20 protein-coding genes, 1 tRNA gene and 1 other RNA gene are annotated in these 15,912 nt (G+C 68.6%); 6 read left to right on the top strand and 16 right to left on the bottom strand.

Going from position 1 to position 15,912, the window contains the following annotated elements:
• Window positions 1-2 precede the first annotated feature (2 nt).
• From ACOGI9_RS05270 to ACOGI9_RS05225, 10 genes are all read right to left on the bottom strand, one after another.
• The gene (locus ACOGI9_RS05270) at window positions 3-1,460 is read right to left on the bottom strand and encodes a monovalent cation/H+ antiporter subunit D family protein (RefSeq protein ID WP_419859241.1); all 1,458 of its coding nucleotides are present in this window, start codon (window positions 1,458-1,460) and stop codon (window positions 3-5) included.
• 5 nt (window positions 1,461-1,465) lie between these two features.
• On the bottom strand, window positions 1,466-2,965 hold the full coding sequence (locus tag ACOGI9_RS05265; RefSeq protein WP_419858834.1) for a monovalent cation/H+ antiporter subunit D family protein: 1,500 nt from the start codon (window positions 2,963-2,965) through the stop codon (window positions 1,466-1,468).
• Entirely contained in the window at window positions 2,962-3,333 is a 372-nt protein-coding gene (locus tag ACOGI9_RS05260; RefSeq protein WP_419858833.1) for a cation:proton antiporter subunit C, read from the bottom strand. The genes ACOGI9_RS05265 and ACOGI9_RS05260 overlap by 4 nt, the downstream gene beginning before the upstream one ends.
• Complete coding sequence (locus tag ACOGI9_RS05255; RefSeq protein ID WP_419858832.1) at window positions 3,330-3,752, bottom strand: Na(+)/H(+) antiporter subunit B; 423 nt, start codon at window positions 3,750-3,752, stop codon at window positions 3,330-3,332. Before ACOGI9_RS05255 ends, ACOGI9_RS05260 begins: the two co-directional genes overlap by 4 nt.
• Entirely contained in the window at window positions 3,749-4,243 is a 495-nt protein-coding gene (locus ACOGI9_RS05250; RefSeq protein ID WP_419859240.1) for a DUF4040 domain-containing protein, read from the bottom strand. Before ACOGI9_RS05250 ends, ACOGI9_RS05255 begins: the two co-directional genes overlap by 4 nt.
• A 71-nt stretch (window positions 4,244-4,314) precedes the next feature.
• Window positions 4,315-4,647: a monovalent cation/H(+) antiporter subunit G gene (gene mnhG / locus ACOGI9_RS05245; protein ID WP_419858831.1), complete on the bottom strand. Its 333-nt coding sequence runs from the start codon at window positions 4,645-4,647 to the stop codon at window positions 4,315-4,317.
• The gene (locus tag ACOGI9_RS05240) at window positions 4,647-4,928 is read right to left on the bottom strand and encodes a monovalent cation/H+ antiporter complex subunit F (protein ID WP_419858830.1); all 282 of its coding nucleotides are present in this window, start codon (window positions 4,926-4,928) and stop codon (window positions 4,647-4,649) included. The genes mnhG and ACOGI9_RS05240 overlap by 1 nt, the downstream gene beginning before the upstream one ends.
• Window positions 4,925-5,404 carry a Na+/H+ antiporter subunit E gene (locus ACOGI9_RS05235; RefSeq protein ID WP_419858829.1) on the bottom strand — a complete coding sequence of 160 codons (480 nt, stop codon included), beginning with the start codon at window positions 5,402-5,404 and terminating at the stop codon, window positions 4,925-4,927. Before ACOGI9_RS05235 ends, ACOGI9_RS05240 begins: the two co-directional genes overlap by 4 nt.
• A gap of 161 nt (window positions 5,405-5,565) precedes the next feature.
• Complete coding sequence (gene lptE, locus ACOGI9_RS05230; protein ID WP_419858828.1) at window positions 5,566-6,051, bottom strand: LPS assembly lipoprotein LptE; 486 nt, start codon at window positions 6,049-6,051, stop codon at window positions 5,566-5,568.
• Window positions 6,052-6,738: 687 nt separating this feature from the next.
• Complete coding sequence (locus tag ACOGI9_RS05225) at window positions 6,739-7,182, bottom strand: acyl-CoA thioesterase (RefSeq protein ID WP_419858827.1); 444 nt, start codon at window positions 7,180-7,182, stop codon at window positions 6,739-6,741.
• A 115-nt stretch (window positions 7,183-7,297) separates the two neighbouring features.
• On the opposite strand from ACOGI9_RS05225, the gene ACOGI9_RS05220 reads away from it, so the two are divergent.
• Window positions 7,298-8,041 (top strand): UDP-2,3-diacylglucosamine diphosphatase, encoded by a 744-nt coding sequence (locus ACOGI9_RS05220; RefSeq protein WP_419858826.1) that lies wholly within the window; start codon window positions 7,298-7,300, stop codon window positions 8,039-8,041.
• Here the strand turns inward: ACOGI9_RS05220 and ACOGI9_RS05215 are convergent.
• From ACOGI9_RS05215 to ACOGI9_RS05205, 3 genes are all read right to left on the bottom strand, one after another.
• Window positions 8,038-8,529: a hypothetical protein gene (locus tag ACOGI9_RS05215; RefSeq protein ID WP_419858825.1), complete on the bottom strand. Its 492-nt coding sequence runs from the start codon at window positions 8,527-8,529 to the stop codon at window positions 8,038-8,040. The two genes, ACOGI9_RS05220 and ACOGI9_RS05215, sit on opposite strands and share 4 nt — an antisense overlap.
• A gap of 17 nt (window positions 8,530-8,546) precedes the next feature.
• Window positions 8,547-8,642, bottom strand: a tRNA-Sec gene (locus ACOGI9_RS05210).
• A 40-nt stretch (window positions 8,643-8,682) separates the two neighbouring features.
• A complete protein-coding gene (locus ACOGI9_RS05205; protein ID WP_419858824.1) occupies window positions 8,683-9,075 on the bottom strand; it encodes a RidA family protein in 393 nt (130 codons plus the stop codon).
• Between the two features lie 207 nt (window positions 9,076-9,282).
• Here ACOGI9_RS05205 and ACOGI9_RS05200 point away from each other — a divergent pair, with 207 nt between their 5' ends.
• Genes ACOGI9_RS05200 through ACOGI9_RS05190 form a run of 3 tightly spaced genes read left to right on the top strand, consistent with a single transcriptional unit; the run spans window position 9,283 to window position 11,995 of the window.
• Window positions 9,283-10,113, top strand: coding sequence for an MlaE family ABC transporter permease (locus ACOGI9_RS05200; protein WP_419858823.1), 831 nt, complete (start codon window positions 9,283-9,285; stop codon window positions 10,111-10,113).
• 13 nt (window positions 10,114-10,126) lie between these two features.
• Window positions 10,127-10,969: an ABC transporter ATP-binding protein gene (locus ACOGI9_RS05195; protein WP_419858822.1), complete on the top strand. Its 843-nt coding sequence runs from the start codon at window positions 10,127-10,129 to the stop codon at window positions 10,967-10,969.
• 45 nt (window positions 10,970-11,014) lie between these two features.
• On the top strand, window positions 11,015-11,995 hold the full coding sequence (locus tag ACOGI9_RS05190; RefSeq protein ID WP_419858821.1) for an MlaD family protein: 981 nt from the start codon (window positions 11,015-11,017) through the stop codon (window positions 11,993-11,995).
• A gap of 26 nt (window positions 11,996-12,021) precedes the next feature.
• Here the strand turns inward: ACOGI9_RS05190 and ACOGI9_RS05185 are convergent, their stop codons facing one another.
• Entirely contained in the window at window positions 12,022-12,489 is a 468-nt protein-coding gene (locus ACOGI9_RS05185) for a GreA/GreB family elongation factor (RefSeq protein WP_419858820.1), read from the bottom strand.
• A 113-nt stretch (window positions 12,490-12,602) separates the two neighbouring features.
• Window positions 12,603-12,973: a transfer-messenger RNA gene (gene ssrA, locus ACOGI9_RS05180) on the bottom strand.
• Window positions 12,974-13,165: 192 nt separating this feature from the next.
• On the opposite strand from ssrA, the gene ACOGI9_RS05175 reads away from it, so the two are divergent.
• Both ACOGI9_RS05175 and ACOGI9_RS05170 read left to right on the top strand, forming a co-directional pair.
• On the top strand, window positions 13,166-13,618 hold the full coding sequence (locus ACOGI9_RS05175; protein ID WP_419858819.1) for a PTS sugar transporter subunit IIA: 453 nt from the start codon (window positions 13,166-13,168) through the stop codon (window positions 13,616-13,618).
• Window positions 13,618-13,974, top strand: a complete 357-nt coding sequence (locus ACOGI9_RS05170; protein ID WP_419858818.1) for a hypothetical protein — start codon at window positions 13,618-13,620, stop codon at window positions 13,972-13,974. Before ACOGI9_RS05175 ends, ACOGI9_RS05170 begins: the two co-directional genes overlap by 1 nt.
• 24 nt (window positions 13,975-13,998) lie before the next feature.
• On the opposite strand, the gene selB is transcribed toward ACOGI9_RS05170, so the two are convergent.
• Window positions 13,999-15,909, bottom strand: a complete 1,911-nt coding sequence (selB, locus tag ACOGI9_RS05165; RefSeq protein WP_419858817.1) for a selenocysteine-specific translation elongation factor — start codon at window positions 15,907-15,909, stop codon at window positions 13,999-14,001.
• Window positions 15,910-15,912 lie beyond the last annotated feature (3 nt).

Here is a 15,912-nt window from a genome sequence, read left to right as displayed (position 1 = left end):
GCCTACCCTCCGCCCAGGGGGACGAGCAGGCGGTACACATCGTCGGCGAGGAAGAAGAGGACGATGCAGCCGACCGCCGTGAACGAGAGTGCCGCGAGGCAGAATGCCGGCGCCTCCTTGAAGCGGGGCGGGTCCGACCCATCGGCGGGCTTCGAGAAGAACGCGCGGATGGGGATCGGGACGAGGTACGCGATGTTCAGCAGTGAACTGACCATCAGTACCGCGACGAAGAGGACCTGCCCGGCGTCGAGCGCCCCGAGCGCCAGGTACCACTTGCTCCAGCTCCCGCCGAGGGGCGGGACGCCGACGACGCTGAGGGCCCCGATGAGGAAGGCCGCCATCGTGATCGGCATCGCCCGGCCCAGCCCCCGCATGTCGCTGATCTCCGTCTTGTGCGCCGCGACGTAGATCGCGCCGGCGCAGAAGAAGAGGGTGATCTTGCCGAAGGCGTGCATGAGGATGTGCATGCTGCCGCCGACCACGCCCCAGGCGTTCGCGAGCGCCGCCCCGAGGACGATGTAGGAGAGCTGGCTCACCGTGGAGTAGGCGAGGCGCCGCTTGAGGTTGTCCTGCGCCATGGCGACGAGCGAGCCCGCAACGACCGTGAAGCCGGCGGCGTACATGAGCCACACGCTGATCCCCGACGCGCTCAGCAGATCGAGGCCGAAGATGTAGATCACGACCTTCATGATCGTGAACACGCCGGCCTTCACGACCGCGACCGCGTGCAGGAGCGCGCTCACCGGCGTCGGCGCGACCATGGCCGCGGGAAGCCAGCGGTGGACCGGCATGAGGGCGGCCTTCCCCGTCCCGAACACGAAGAGCGCCAGCAGGACGAGGAGGACACCGTCGCTCGCCCGGCCGTCCAGGATCCCCCCGGCGCGGAAGTCGAGCGTGCCCGCGAGGACCCAGGTCCACGCCACCGCGAGGAGGAGAAAGGCGACGGAAGTGGTGACGAGGATCCCGAGATACGTGCGGGCGCCCTTCATCGCCTTCGGCGTCCCGTGGTGCGAGACGAGCGGGTAGGTCGAGAGCGTCAACACCTCGTAGAACAGGAACAGCGTGAGCAGGTTGCCCGCGAGCGCCACGCCCATGGCGGCGCAGATGGAAACCGCGAAGCAGACGTAGAATCGCGTCTGGTGCGCTTCCCCGTGTCCCCGCATGTAGCCGATCGAGTACAGCGACGTGACGATCCAGAGCCCGGAGGCCACCAGGGCGAAGAGCATGCCGAGGGGCTCCAGGCGGAGCACGAGGGAGAGGCCGCCGGGGAGCAGCCGCACCAGCAGGACCCCGGGGGTCGCGCCGGCGAGGACGTGCGGCAGGAGCGATGCGACGAACCAGAAGAGCGCCACGCCGGTGGCGAGCGTGACGGCTTCCCGAACGTTGGGCCAGCGGCCGACCGTCGCGATGAGCACGGCGCCGGCGAGGGGAATCACCAGCGCCCAGTACATCGGAACCATGCCGCTCACGGGAGCCCCCGCAGCACGGCTTCGGCCGCCTGCTCCGCCACGCCGGCGGAGTATGCCGTATAGATGCCGAAGAAGACCGTCGCCCCGAGGAGCACCCACGTCGGGACGAGCATCGAGAGCGGCGCCTCGCGCGCCTCGCGCGCCCGCTCGCTCGGTTCGCGGAAGAAGGCGGTCTCCACCACGCGCCACACGTAGACGAGGGCGAGCAGCGAACTCAGCAGCAGGAGGACCGCGACGAGGACGCTGCCCTGTTCCAGCGCCGCCTGGATCAGGTACCACTTGCTGATGAAGCCGGCCGTCGCCGGGACCCCGATGAGGCCGAGACCGCCGAGCGCCCACGCGGCCATCGTCCACGGCATCGCTCGCCCGATCCCCGCCATCTCGTCGAGGTCGACGGAGTGCAGCCGCAGCATGATGCACCCCATGGCCATGAAGAGCCCGCCCTTGATGAGCGCGTGGTTGAACAGGTGGACGATGCCCCCGGTGAGCCCGGTCGCCGTCGCGAAACTGATCCCCAGGACCATGTATCCGACCTGGGCTACCGACGAATAGGCGAGCATCCGCTTAATGTTGCGCTGAAAGATCGCGACCGTGGAAGCCACGAAGATCCCGGCCAGGGCGAGCGGCATGAGCGCGCGCCCCAGCCCGAGGTGCTCGAACGAGAATTCGAGCCCGAACACGCTGAACATGAAGCGCAGAAGGATGTAGACGGAGACCTTGGTCGAGGTCGCCGCGATGAAGGCGCTCACGGCGGACGGCGCGTACGCGTAGGCGTTGGGCAGCCACACGTGGAGCGGGAAGAGCGCCATCTTCAGGGCAATGCCCACGGTGAGGAAGCCGAAGGCGACGAGCGCGGTCCGCATGCCCTCGACGGCGGGCAGCCGGTCGGCCATGTCGACCATGTTCAGCGTCCCGGTCATCTGGTACATGAGACCGATGCCGATGAGGATGAACGTGGCCCCGATCGTGCCCATCACCAGGTACTGGAAGGCTGCGGGCAGCGCCTGCCTGCGACCTCCGAGGGCGATGAGGGCGTACGATGAGAGCGCCGCGATCTCGAGGAAGACGAAGACGTTGAAGAGGTCGCCGGTAATCGCGATGCCGAGCAGGCCCGTGAGGGAAAGCAGGTAGAGCGTGCAGAAGAGGTAGTGCCGGCCGGCGGGAACCTCGTCGATCAGACTGCGCGGCGCGTAGGTGAGCACGAGCGCGCCGATTCCCGACACGAAGAGCAGCACGAAGGCGCCGAGGGCGTCGACGCGATACTCGATTCCCCACGGCGCGGCCCAGCCGCCCAGTTCGTAGGTGATGGCGCCGACCTCGAGCACCTCGCGGAGCAACGCGACCGAGACGCCGAACGCCGCCCAGCACACGATGATCGCGAAAGGCAGAACCAGCGACCGCCGCCGCAGGATGATGCAGAGCGGCGCCGCCAGGAGCGGAACGATGACCTGCAGGACCGGCAGTTGATCTCCGACCATCGAGGCCAGCCAGTTCATCGAGGATCGTCCTGCGCGTAGATCTCGTCCTCCTCGATCGTGTTGTACGCTTCACGGATGCGGACGACGAGCGAGAGGGCGACGGAGGTCGTGGCGACGCCCACGACGATCGCGGTGAGGATGAGGACGCTGGGGAGCGGGTTGCTGTAAACCTCGAACCCCTCGGCCGTGATCGGCGCCGTGCCCCCGCTGACCTTCCCGACCGTGATGTAGAAGAGGAAGACCGAAACCTGGAAGATGTTGAGTCCGATGACCTTCTTGATGAGGTTCCCGCGCGAGATGACGATGTAGAACCCCGTCATCATCAGGAAGATGACGACCCAGTAGTTGTACAGTCCGAGCGCGGAGTCGAAGATGGACTCGATCACTGGCGCCCGCGTCCCGCGAAGGTCGAATAGATCGCGATGATCACCGCGGCGACCGTCACCCCGACGCCGAGTTCGACGACGAGGATCCCGTAGTGCTGTCCCGACGCCGGATACGCCGGCGTCAGGACGCCGTATTCGAGGAAGTTGCCGCCCAGAAGCATCGTCAGAACGCCCGTGCCGGCGAAGATGAGCACGCCGACCGCGATCAGGATTTCGATCACGCGCTCCGGCGCCACGCGGCGCACGGCCGTGAGTCCGTAGATCATCCCGTAGAGCACGAACCCGGCCGCGAAGATGACGCCGGCCTGGAATCCTCCGCCCGGTCCATAGTCGCCGTGGAACTGGACGTACAGGGCAAAGAGAAGGACGTACGGCAGCACGAACTTGCTGACCACGCGCAGGATGGTGTGATCGGTCATGCGGCGTCCTCCCCGCCGTCCGCCGCGGGCCGGCGTTTGCGGCTCCCGCGGAGGAGGACGAGCACCGCGATGCCGGCGGTGAAGATGACGACCGTTTCTCCGAGCGTGTCGTAGCCGCGGTAACTGCCCAGCACGGCGGTGACGACGTTCGGGATGTGGATGTCGTGGTCCGTCCGCTCGACGTAAGAGGGCTGGGGATAGTTGCTGGCCGGCGCCTCGGGATCGCCGAACCTCGGCATGTCCAGCGTACCGTACAGGAGCGCGGCCCCCGTGATCGTCACCACCGCCAGCGGCAACGCCGCGGGCCGGACCGGCCGCTTCGCCTTGCGCGTGGTGAGCGCCAGGGTGGCGAGCGCGAGAATCGTCGAGATCCCTGCGCCGACGGCGGCCTCGGTGAGGGCGACGTCGGGGGCATCGAGCAGGAGCATCCAGCCGGCGCCGAGGAAGCTGAAGATGCCCATCAGCATGACGGCCGCGAACAGCCCGCGCATCCGCAGCACCGCGACCGCCGTCGCGCAGAGCAGCGTGAGGAGCAGCGCCGTCACGACCTGAACTTCCAGGGCTACGGAATCGATGACGCCTCCTCCGCCTCGTCGACGCGCGGTCGGAGCCCGGTTTCCAGCGCGGCATTGGCCAGCGCGTGCGTGGAGGTCGGACTGGTGATCCAGAGAAAGACGAGAATCGAAACCAGCTTGGCGGTCACGATCCACCCGGGCGAGAGGAACATGAGCCCGGCGAGGATGAGCCCCGCCCCGAGCGTGTCCGTGATCCCGGCTCCGTGGATGCGGCAGAAGAAATCGGGCAGGCGAACGACCCCGATCCCGCCGATGACGGCGAAGAGCGCGCCCGTCAGCATGAGCACGGCGCTCACGATCTCGAACGCGGATTCCGGCATCACGACGCCTTCTCCCGGTCCGGGTCCGCGAAATCGCCGTACTTCGAGAATCTGAGCACCGCGATGACGCCGATGAAGTTGATGAGGGCGTAGACGAGTCCGAGGTCGAGGAAGTCCGGCCGGCCCGTGATGAACCCGATCACGGCGATCAGGAGCACCGTCTTCGTGCCGAACATGTTCAGCGCGAGGATGCGGTCGAAGACCGTGGGCCCCTTCCCCGCCCGCACGAGGGCGAGGCCCATCGTGACGATGATCGCGGCGAGGACGGCGGCGAGGATCATCCGCGCCCCTCGACCCGCGCGACCCGCCGGTCCATCTCGCCCGAGAGGACGCCTTCGGCCGCCTCCTCCGTCAGGGCGTGGACCGTGATGTGGTCTCCCTCCGTATCGACCGTCACGGTGCCGGGCGTGAGCGTGATCGAGTTCGCGTAGATGACCCGGCCGATGTCGGTGCGCTGCCCGGCCCGCACCCGTATCACGCGGGGCTGGATCGGAAGCCCGGGGCGCACGATGCGCACGGCGACGGCGATATTCGCCTTCACGATCTCGACCACGAGCCAGGGCAGGTAGCGGACCAGCCCCAGCGGGAGCTGGATCGGCGCCCCCTCGTCATCGACGATCCTCATGCGGAGCGAGATGAAGACGACGAGCCCGATGGACACCGCTCCCAGACTCAGAATGACCGGGTTGTCGAAGTGCCCCGACCAGATGAGCCACACGGCGGCCAGGATGGCGACGAGGCCGACGGCGTATGTCACGGATTCGGAGTGGCGGGTCGAGCGGCTTGCGGCATGTCGGCGCCCGGACGTTGAGTGAAGGTTGTCGGCCCATCCAAAAGTCGACCACAGAATGGCGAACCGGTCGCGCGGGCGCGAGAGGCTCCCGCCCGATCCCGTCCCGGCGGTCGACGCCGGTCAGTCTACCACTGCGATTGCGCTCCGTCGACGATCTGCTGGACGAGGTTCTCGAGCGCGACGATCAGGGCCTGGTCTTCGGTTTCGTTTCCGGGTTCGTATTCCCCGGTCCCGGTCAGACTCTGGTTGCCCCAGATGATGAGGTTCTCGGCCACATCGAGGATCTCGACGGAGACGCTGACGGTCACGCGACGCTGGAAGACGTCCGCGCCGACCCCCCCGACGGCGTCGAAGTTGACCGCCTCATCGGCGTAGCGCCGGATCTGCGCCGTGATGACCGCGTCGGCTTCCTCCTCGGACGCGAGCCGCAGCCCCAGCCGCTGGCGCGCCGCCGTGAGGAGTTCGTCCATCAGGGACTCGGCGATGCCGAACTGCGTGCTCTCGTTCTCGATCGGTGCGACCCACACGGTGCGCATGTGGCTGGGCAGCCCGCCGCCGCCGGAGAAGCCGTAGCACCCCGCCAGCACGGCGAGCATCGGAATCGTGGCCATCGCTCCGGCGCGAAATCGGCAGGACATAGTGTTCCTCATCGTATGGCTGTGATTGAGCCGTCGCGCTCACCAACTCCCAAAGTACCCCGCTCGAGTCCACGATGTCCCGATACCGGGCTTCCCGGGGCCAGCTGAGGTCGCTTCCCCACTCGAGTTCGATCCAGCGCTCGCGGCGGCCGGCCCGGCGCTCCTCGAGGCGGGTGAGGCGTCCCTCGTCAAGATAATAGCTTCGCGTCGCGCCCCCTTCGACCGCGAACTCGAGGACGCTGGAGCCGGGGATCTCGTACCCCCCGGCGGGAGGCGCGTCGCCGGGCCGAAACACCCCCGCCATGGCGTACAGGAAGACGGTCGGGGGCAGTTCGACGCCCTCGAGGTCGCCCGACGTGGCCAGAACCCCGTCGACGAGCGTGGCCTGGAGGCTTCCCTCCCCCGTCGAGAAGAGATCGAGACGAAAACGGTCGGGAGGATTCACGCGGGCCGCGCCGTCGCCGCGGAAGTTCCCGCTCTCGCCGGCGTATTCCCACCTGAAGACGACGTGCATCGGCTGTTCCGTGCCCGAGGTCGCGCGCGCCCGGAGCGCGACCTCGTCCGCATCCGGCATCGGGGCCCCGCGCTCGAAACCGCCGCCGCAGGCGGTGAGGGGCAGGAGGAGGAGAAGCCGGAGGACGCGGCGCCCCGGGGCTCGGTTCACGTGGCGGCCGGCGGGGCGGCGACGGCCGGAAGGGTCTCCAGTTGCCGCTTCACGGCCTCCGGAAACCGGTGCGGACGGCCCCGCGCATCGGTGCACACGAGGGCGGTGCGGGCGCGGGCGAGCGTCGCGTCGTCGGACGCACGCGCGATCCGGTAGGCGAACACGACTTCCCGGCTCCGGACGCGCTCCACGCGGGTGTGAATCCGGATGAGTTCGTCGTACTCGACCGGGATCCGGTATTCGACCTCTACCCGGGACACCGGGAGCCAGAGGCCTCCGCGCTCGAGTTCCGCGTACGACACGCCGCGCTCGCGCATGAGCGTCGTGCGCCCGAGTTCGCACCACACGAGGTAGTGGCGGTGGTGCGCACGCCCCATCTGGTCGGTCTCGGCATACCGCACGCGTACTTCCGTCGTTCCGACTCCGTTCGCGCCTTCCATGGCCGCAATATGCTCCCGAGACGCACCGGGTGTCGAACTTTCTCCCGTGACCGATGCACCGCGGTCCCTCGCCGGGGTTTGACGGGCCGCGCCCGGCGCGCCGAGCTTCGGCCCCATGTCCGAACGCACCGTCGTCGTGTCCGACATCCACCTCGGGGCCGTCGCCGCCGAGAACGCGCGCGCGTTTCTCGCCTTCCTCGAGGAGGCGCGCCGATGGGGCGACGAACTCCTGATCAACGGCGACCTGTTCGACTTCTGGTTCGAATACCGACAGGTGATCCCGCGCGGCCAGCTCGACGTGCTCGCCCGCCTGCGGCGGCTCGTCGAAGGCGGCATGCCCGTCCTGTTCATGGGCGGGAATCACGACGCGTGGGGGGGGAGTTTCCTCCGCGACGAGGTCGGAGTCGAAATCCTCGAAGAGCCGGCGCGGCGACGGATCGCGGGGCGGCGGGCGTACATCGCGCACGGCGACGGACTCGGCCCCGCGGATCGGGGCTACCGGGTTCTGCGCCGGGCCGCCCGCAGTCCGGTGGGGCGCGGACTCTTCAGGTGGGTCCACCCCGACCTCGGGCTCCCCCTCGCGCGGCTCGCCAGCGGCACGAGGCGGGCGCAGGCGGGGGGGGTGCGGAGCGAATCGCCCCGGGCGTCGCTCCTCGCGCGGCACGCGGTGGAGATACTGGCCGCACACGAGGACGTGGACCTCGTCGTGTTCGGGCACTCGCACCGGCCGGAAGTCACCGAACTCGCGCCGGGGAGGTTCTACCTCAACTCCGGGGACTGGCTCCACCACAACAGCTTCGCGGTCGTGACGCCGGACGAGATCCGCCTGGAGTCGTACCGGGGACCCGGCGAAGGCTAGGGGAAATTCACCTTGAAGCCGAGGGCGATCCCGACGGATCCATCGGCGGGCGGGCCGATCGAGGGCTCGAAGTCCCAGAACTGCGTGGACACCCAGGCGTCGAGACCGCTCAAAAAGGCGAAGAATCCGGCGAGGACGATCCAGTTTTCGCGCTGCCCGGTGCGATTGGAGATCCGCTCTTCGTTCGGCGGCATCTCCTCCTTCGCCGCGGAGAGCCGCGCGTCGGCCTTGAAGACCATGAACAGGAAGACGGACTCGGCGGCGAAGTAGAAGGCGCCGCGGGCCGGCCGCCCGACCTCCAGCTGTCCCCAGCCCGGAAGGATCAGGGAGCGTCCGAAGGCGCCAAGCGGGGAGATGGGGGGGCGCCGTCCCGTCGAGTCGGCGGCGGGGCTCGTCTCGGCGGCGACCGAATCGGGCGCGGCCACCGGGGGCGGAGGATCCTGCGCCCGCAGCGGCGATGGCTCCAGGGCCTGGCCGGCCAGGAGCACGGCGGCGAGCGCGAAGGTGGCGGGAACGTGTGGGAATCGAACCCACCCGGGACGCGCGAACGCCCCATAACGGTTTTGAAGACCGCAGGCGACACCAGTCACCATCCGCTCCCGGTCAATCCGCATCGTTCGTCATTCCCGGTCCGGCCGCTCTCAAATCGCCGGCCGCGCTCGCCCGATCACCTCGATCTCGACCCGGGCCCCGAGGGGCAGCGCGGCCACGGCGACTGTCGAGCGGGCCGGATACGGCGGCTCGAAGTGGCGGGCATAGACCTCGTTCACGGCGCCGAAATCGCCCATGTCCGCGAGGAAGATCGTCGTCTTCACGACATCGCCGAAGGCGAGCCCCGCCTCGCCCAGCACGGCCGCGAGGTTCGTCATCACGCGCTCCGCCTGGGACACGACATCGGGGCCCACCAGCTGGCCGGTGGACGGGACCAACCCCACCTGTCCCGCGGAGTAGAACAGCTCGCCGGCCCAGTACCCCTGGGAGTAGGGGCCGACGGCGGCGGGTGCATGGTCGGTGTGGACCGATCCGGTCTGCATGCTCGAGACTCCTTTCGGGGGCGGGCGATCGGCCGTCGCCACCGGGCATGACGCGGCGCGTCCGCCGGTCGCCATCGCCTTGCATCGAATCGGTGGGAGCCGGTAACCTCGCCCGTACGCCTCATCGCTGGAGGCGAGTCGTTGCGTTCGAACGCGTTCTGGCGGTCGGGCGAACATACTTCGATCCCCCGGAGAGCGCCAAAGACCGTGCCCGCCGGCTCCGCCCGCCGTTCCGCCGCAAGACTCGCCCGCGATGCCGTACTTCGCATGGCCTTCGCGGTCGAGGCCTATTTCAGGCTCCTCGTTCGCGTGACGAGGGCCTGTTTGAGCCGGCCCTTCTACCGCGGCGACCTCGTGCAGCAGATGGACACGATCGGCGTCGCCTCGATCTTCATCGTCATGCTGACGGGCCTCTTCACGGGGATGGTGCTCGCCCTCCAGGCCGCCGTGGAAATGGAACGTTTCGGGGCGACGGTCTACATCGGCCGCCTGGTGGGGGCGAGCACGATCCGCGAACTCGGCCCCGTCCTCACGGCGCTCATCGTCACGGGGCGGGCGGGGGCCGGCATGGCGGCGGCCCTGGGCGCAATGCGGGTCACGGAGCAGGTCGACGCGCTCCGCACGATGGGCGTGGACCCGATCCGGAAGCTCGTCGTGCCCCGTTTCCTCGCCGCCCTCGTGATGCTCCCCGTGGTCACGATCATAGGCGATGCCGTCGCCATCCTGGGCGGGCTCCTCATCGCGGTGCTGATGCTGGACTTCACGGCCCAGCTGTATATCAACTCCGTGTGGGAAACCCTCGCGCAGACCGGCTTCGTGCTCACGGTCATCCCCATCGACCTGATTCAGGGACTGGGCAAGCCCTTCGCGTTCGGCGGGATCATCGCGCTCACGAGCTGCTTCCACGGGCTTCGGGCGGAGGGCGGCACGGAAGGCGTGGGGCGAGCGACGACGCGGGCCGTGGTGACCTCGTCCATCCTCATCCTCGCGATGGATTACTTCCTCACGCAGATCCTGCTGACCATGTTCCCATCGTGAACGAGGATCCGACATGAGCGGCCGCACGCCCGACGGCGCGCCGGAGCCGGGAAGCGAGGCCTTCGAGGCGGAGCTGCGCGACGAGATTCGCCGGGAACTGGAGACCCACGGGGGCGGGTCCGCGCAACCCGAAATCGTCGAACTGCGGGACGTGTGGCTCTCCTTCGGAACTCACGAGGTGCTGCGCGGCGTTTCGCTGGGCGTCGCGCGCGGCGGGACGCTCTGCATCCTCGGCGGGTCGGGAGTCGGGAAGTCGACGATCCTGCGCCTCATGCTCCGGCTCCTCCTCCCCGACCGCGGCGAGGTCCTCATCGAGGGACGCGACATCAGCGCGGTTTCGCGTCCGGAGGCTCTGGCGCTGCGGGAACGGATGGGGATGGTGTTCCAGGGATCGGCGCTCTTCGATTCCCTGAACGTGTTCGACAACGTGGCCTTTCCGCTCTACGAGCATACGAAGCTGGCGGATGGTGAAATCCGGGACCGCGTCGAAGAGGTGCTGTCCTTCGTGGACCTCGACCCGGCGATGGTGCTCCCTCTGCTCCCGTCCGCACTGTCCGGAGGCATGCGCAAACGGGTCGCCATCGCGCGGGCGATCGTGCACCGCCCCCCCATCCTCCTCTTCGACGAACCGACGAGCGGGCTCGACCCGATCACGACGCGGAGGATCGATGAACTGATCCTGAAGCTGCGGCGGGAACTGCACGTCTGCGTGGTCGTCGTGACCCACGATGTGCGGTCCGCGGCGAGAATCGCGACCGAGACCGCGCTCCTGAAGGACGGGAAGATTATCTTCAGCGGAACTCCGGAGGAGATGCACGCCACGGAAGACCGCTATGTTCGAGCCTTCCGCGGCTAACCGCCACGGACTGCCGAGGGGCCAGACAGGGGGCACAGGGATACGATGCGACGGTCGGAACCGATCACATGGGACCAGATGCGCGTGGGGTTCGTCCTCATCGTCTCCCTCGTCCTGCTCGCGTTATGCGTGCTTTTCGTGGGCCGGATCGGGGACGTGTTCGGCGAGCGCTATCAGCTTGTCGCGCTGATGGAATCCGCTTCGGGGCTCCGCCCCGGAGCCCCCGTCCAGGTGGCCGGGAGGGGCGTCGGCCAGGTCGAGCGCGTGGAGTTCATCGCACCGGAGGAGCGGGGGGACTCGGAAGCCGCGGTCGCGGTCTGGCTCGGGGTCAACGTGGACATCCGGGAGCAGATCCGGCGCGGATCGAGAGCCCGCGTGCGGACGCAGGGACTGCTCGGCGACCGCCTCATCGACATCGAACCGGGGTCTCCCGATTCGGCGATCCTCGTTCCGGGAGACACGATCGGAACGGCGCCGGCGCTGAGCTACGACGAACTCCTCGGCCAGGCGGCCGATGCCGTCCTCGGTCTCACACAGCTCTCGAACGACCTTTCGGCGACGCTGGCCCGCGTCTCGAGCGGCGAGGGTTCGCTTGGACGCCTCCTCGTCGATGAAGCGCTCTACGACGGCCTCGTCGACCTCAACGAAAACCTCGCGGCAGTGCTGGGGCCGATCGCCGACGGGGAGGGCTCCTTCGCCCGTCTCCTCGAGGATGAGGAATTCTACGACCGCCTCGTTTCCTCCACCGCCCGCTTCGACACGGTGACGGCGGCGCTGGCGGCCGGCGAAGGGACGCTCGGGCGTCTGCTGGCGTCGGACTCCCTGTACCGCGCGGTCGCCTCATCCGCGACCCGGGCCAATGCGATCCTGGGCCTCATCGAGAACGGCGAAGGGGCGGTCGGGCAGCTCATCGGCGACGAGACGCTGTACGAGGAGTTTCTCAAGGTCGTGGTGGACCTGAACGCGTTCCTCACCGAGGTGCGGGCCAACCCCGGAAAGTTCATCCCGCCGATCCGGGTCTTCTAGCAGATCCGGTAGCGGATCCGGGCCCTCTAGAGGTCGTGCATCGTCTCGAAATCGACGACCTCGAACTCGCGCGCGCCGGCCGGAAGCCTCACGCTCACGAGTTCGCCCTTCCTTCTTCCGAGGAGCGCGCGGCCGATGGGCGACTCCATCGAGATGTCGTTGTTCTCGATGTCGACGTCGTCGCCGATCGTGAGGTTGAAGGACTCGATCTCGTCGTCCTCCAGGTCGCGCACCGCGACTCTCGAACCGAACCCGACCCGGTCCGTCGGGATGTTCTCGATATCGAGTTCCCCGAGCTGGGACATTCGGCGCGCCAGATAGTCGAGCCGCGCCCGCACGAAGCCCTGCCGCTCCAGGGCGGCGGTGTACTCGGAATTCTCCCGCAAGTCGCCCTGGGCGACGGCCTTCTCGATTTCCTTCGGAAGGATGACGTTCAGCTCGTGGAGAAGCGTCTCCGCTTCGTCCCCGATCTTGCGCTGCAGTTCTTCGATCATCCGGAACCTCCTCGACCCGTCGACGGGCCGGCCGCAAAAAAAGCCGAGGCGCTCCCGGAAAGGGAGGCGCCCCGGGCGGAGCACTGCCGGCGCAGGTTATGCGACCCTGCACCTGATGGAGGCGGCGGGAATCGAACCCGCGTCCGCGAGCCCATCCACCACGGCATCTACGTGCGTAGTTCGTGATCGAGTCTCGTCCCGCGAGGGTTCACGAACAACCCCTCACGGAACCAGCCGTGTACGCGGCTCTCGCCGTGCTCTCGTCACCCGCGGCTTACGGCGCGCCGGGGCGACCAGCCCGATTCATCGACGTCCGCCGGGAGGTCCTCGGGCCCGGACCTCTCGGGGACGGGCTACGCGATTTTACGCAGCCAGAGCCAAACCGTCGTTGGCACCTGAAGGTTTCCCGGTGTTTAACGAGGCCCCGGGCACCTCGGCACGCTTCCGCGGCTTCCGGTTCACGCGTCGAAGCCGTGTCGCCCCCCTGATACTCGCAAAGGCTACCCCACACGGTCGTTTATCCCGTCGTGCAGCGCAAGTTCCGGGAGCGGCCGAGGAGGTTCTTTGACAGCCGGAAACCGGCGCGGGTATACTCGGGGCTTGCCGGGTCCGGCGGCGCCGGTGCCCGTTGATTCGATATGCGCCCCGCGCTCGCGGGGAGGAGATATAGATCCAAGTGCAGCTTCGAGAATTTTTCGTTCCGTCCGCCATCAAACTCGACCTGGCGGCCGAGACGAAGGATGAGGCCCTGAAGGAACTCGTGTCGTGTATGGGCCTCGACGGAAAATCCGAAGGAATCCTCTACAAGATGCTGAAGCGGCGGGAAAATCTCGGTTCGACCGGGATCGGCCGCGGCATCGCGATCCCGCACTGCCGTTCGCTCGTCGTGACCCGGTTGAGGGTCGCGTTCGGCCGCAAGCTCTCGGGTCTGGATTTCAAGGCGATCGACGAGAAACCCGTTCGGTACGTCTTCCTCATCGTCGCGCCGCCGCTGGAGGTCTCGAATCAGTATCTTCCGGTGCTGGGCAAGATCGCGCAGTTCGGCAAGGAAGCCGACGTGCCGGAATTGCTCGCCGAAATATCGAGCCCCGAACAGTTCATCGAGTTGCTCGATGCGAAGGACCTCTAGTGGACCAGCAACTCGAACTGCTCCTTGAGATCCAGGACCTGCGAATGCAGCGTCGAGGTCTCACGGACGGAACGCTGACCGACCTCGAGGCGGAGGTCTTCGACATCAAGATCGAGGACGCGATCCGATCGCTCGACGAGAAGGTCGAGGAACTCGCGCAGAGGCTGACGCGGGGGATCCGGGAGCGCTATCGCCGCATCGCCGACAAGGCGCCGCGCGTCGTCGCGCCGGTCATCAACGGCATCTGCTACGGCTGCTTCGTGGCGGTTTCCACGGCCCGCGCCTCCGAGGCGGACCGAAATCTCCGCGTCGAATCGTGCGAGTACTGCGGCTGCTTCCTCTACCACGTCGGCTGAACCCGGACTGAGCCCGCAGCCCGCTTAGCCGGGCGGGCGGACGAGAACTCTTCCTTCCGCGGTTCGCCGGGTCACGCCTTCCCGGTCGAGGTATTCGAGGAGCGGGATCAGGTACTTCCGGGAGAGCCCGAACGTTTCCTTGAACCGCGTGGGAGGGGCCGGCGCGCCATCGGCGAGAAGCTCTCTCGTTCGCGCCTCCATGTTCTCCAGAGCCCCGACGGCGACATGCAACTCGGGTGTCACCGCCTTCGTCACGCCGGACTCCTGCAGCAGCCGGAGGAGGTCGTCGAGCACGGCGCGGTCCAGACGCAGCTTCTTCCCCAGTTCCGCGACGAGCGGTGGCTGCAGTCCGGCCGCCTCGATCGTCCCCTCGAGTTGCGCGCGCCCCTCTTCCTCGCGCGGAGTGAGGCGGGGCGCGTGGTCCGGAAGCGCGAGCCGCGGCCCGTTCTCGAGCAGACGCCGGTCCGCGAGGAGTCGGCGGACGGCGGTCTCCGCCAGTTCGAGGTCGCAGACGGGCGCCATCGCGGAGCGTACGGCCTCCTTCGACACGCCCGGGGCGCGGCGGTCCGCGGCGTGGAGGCGGACCATGCTTTCCTCCACGGCTTCCATCGCCTCGGCCACCGCGTCGGCCGCGAACCAGCGGTCGCCGATGCGCACACAGCCGGCCTCCCCGGCGGCCGTCTCGAGCGTGGGGTCGCGCCGTCCGAGGAGGATCGGCGATGTCGCGACGGGGAGCCCGCGCAGGCCCCCCAAGGCCACGGCGGCGGCGAGCGCCTCCGCCGGGTCACCGTCGAGAATCCGCCGCCAGGCTGCCGTCCGCGCGGGCCAGTCGGGCGGCGGGTTCAGCTCCGCCACGCGGATCCCGCCGATCGTCGTCACCGGCGAGTAGAAACGAAGGATGGCCCGATCGCGGGTCCGGGCGAGGAGCGGCGCCTCGAGGGCAAGCACGGCCCAGGCGGTCGCGCCGGGCGCGACGGGCTGGCGATCGGCCGTTTGCAGTCGGGCCATGACTTCGCGGGTGCCGAGGTAGACCCTCAGACGCTGTCCATGGCGGAGGGGCCGGTCGCGGCTCCCGAGCGCTCGCACCCGGACGCCGAGACGCTCGCTCGACCTCCACTCGGACGGGTCCACGAGCACGCTGCCCCGCTCCACCGCGGACGGCGCGACGCCGACGAGCGCAACGGCGCACCGGCGGCCGGCGGTGACGCGGCTCCGGGGGTCTTCGTGCACCTGGAGTGCGCGCACGCGGGCCGAGTCGCCCCCGGGGAAGACGCGCACGGTGTCGCCCACGCCGACGGATCCGCTCCACACCGTGCCGGTCACCACAGTCCCGGTGCCCCGGATCGAGAAGGATCGGTCGACCGGGAGCCGGAAGCGGTCGTCGACGCTGCGCGCGGCGATCCCCGCCGTCGCCCTGCGGAGCGTGGCCCGCAATGCTTCGATCCCATCGCCTGTCAGGGCGGAGACCGGCACGATCTCCCACGGCGCCCGGACGGGATCCTCGTCCAGCAGTTCACGGGTCGTCTCCCTCGCGAGTTCGAGCCAGTCCTCATCGACGCGGTCGCTCTTCGTGAGCGCGACGACCCCCCGGCGGATGTTCAGAAGACGGGCGATCGCAAGGTGTTCGTGCGTCTGGGGCATCGGCCCCTCGTCCGCCGCCACGACGAGGAGGAGGACATCGATGCCCGTGGCCCCGGCGAGCATGTTCTTGAGAAAGTCCTCGTGCCCCGGGACGTCCACGATCCCCGTCTCCAGGCCGGGATCGAGGTCGAGCCGCGCGAAGCCCAGGTCTATCGTGAGCCCCCGCTTCCGCTCCTCCAGCCAGCGGTCCGTCTCGACCCCCGTCAACGCCCGCACGAGAGCCGTCTTGCCGTGATCCACGTGGCCGGCCGTCCCGATCACGATCCCGCGCCGATCGCTCGCGCCCCCGTTCACCGT

Origin of the sequence: Candidatus Palauibacter irciniicola (genome assembly GCF_965208695.1) — a bacterium.
In the GTDB taxonomy this organism is placed as follows: domain Bacteria; phylum Gemmatimonadota; class Gemmatimonadetes; order Palauibacterales; family Palauibacteraceae; genus Palauibacter; species Palauibacter irciniicola.
The sequence above is the reverse complement of the archived record's forward strand: the minus strand, read 5'-3'. Positions and strand labels throughout refer to the sequence as shown.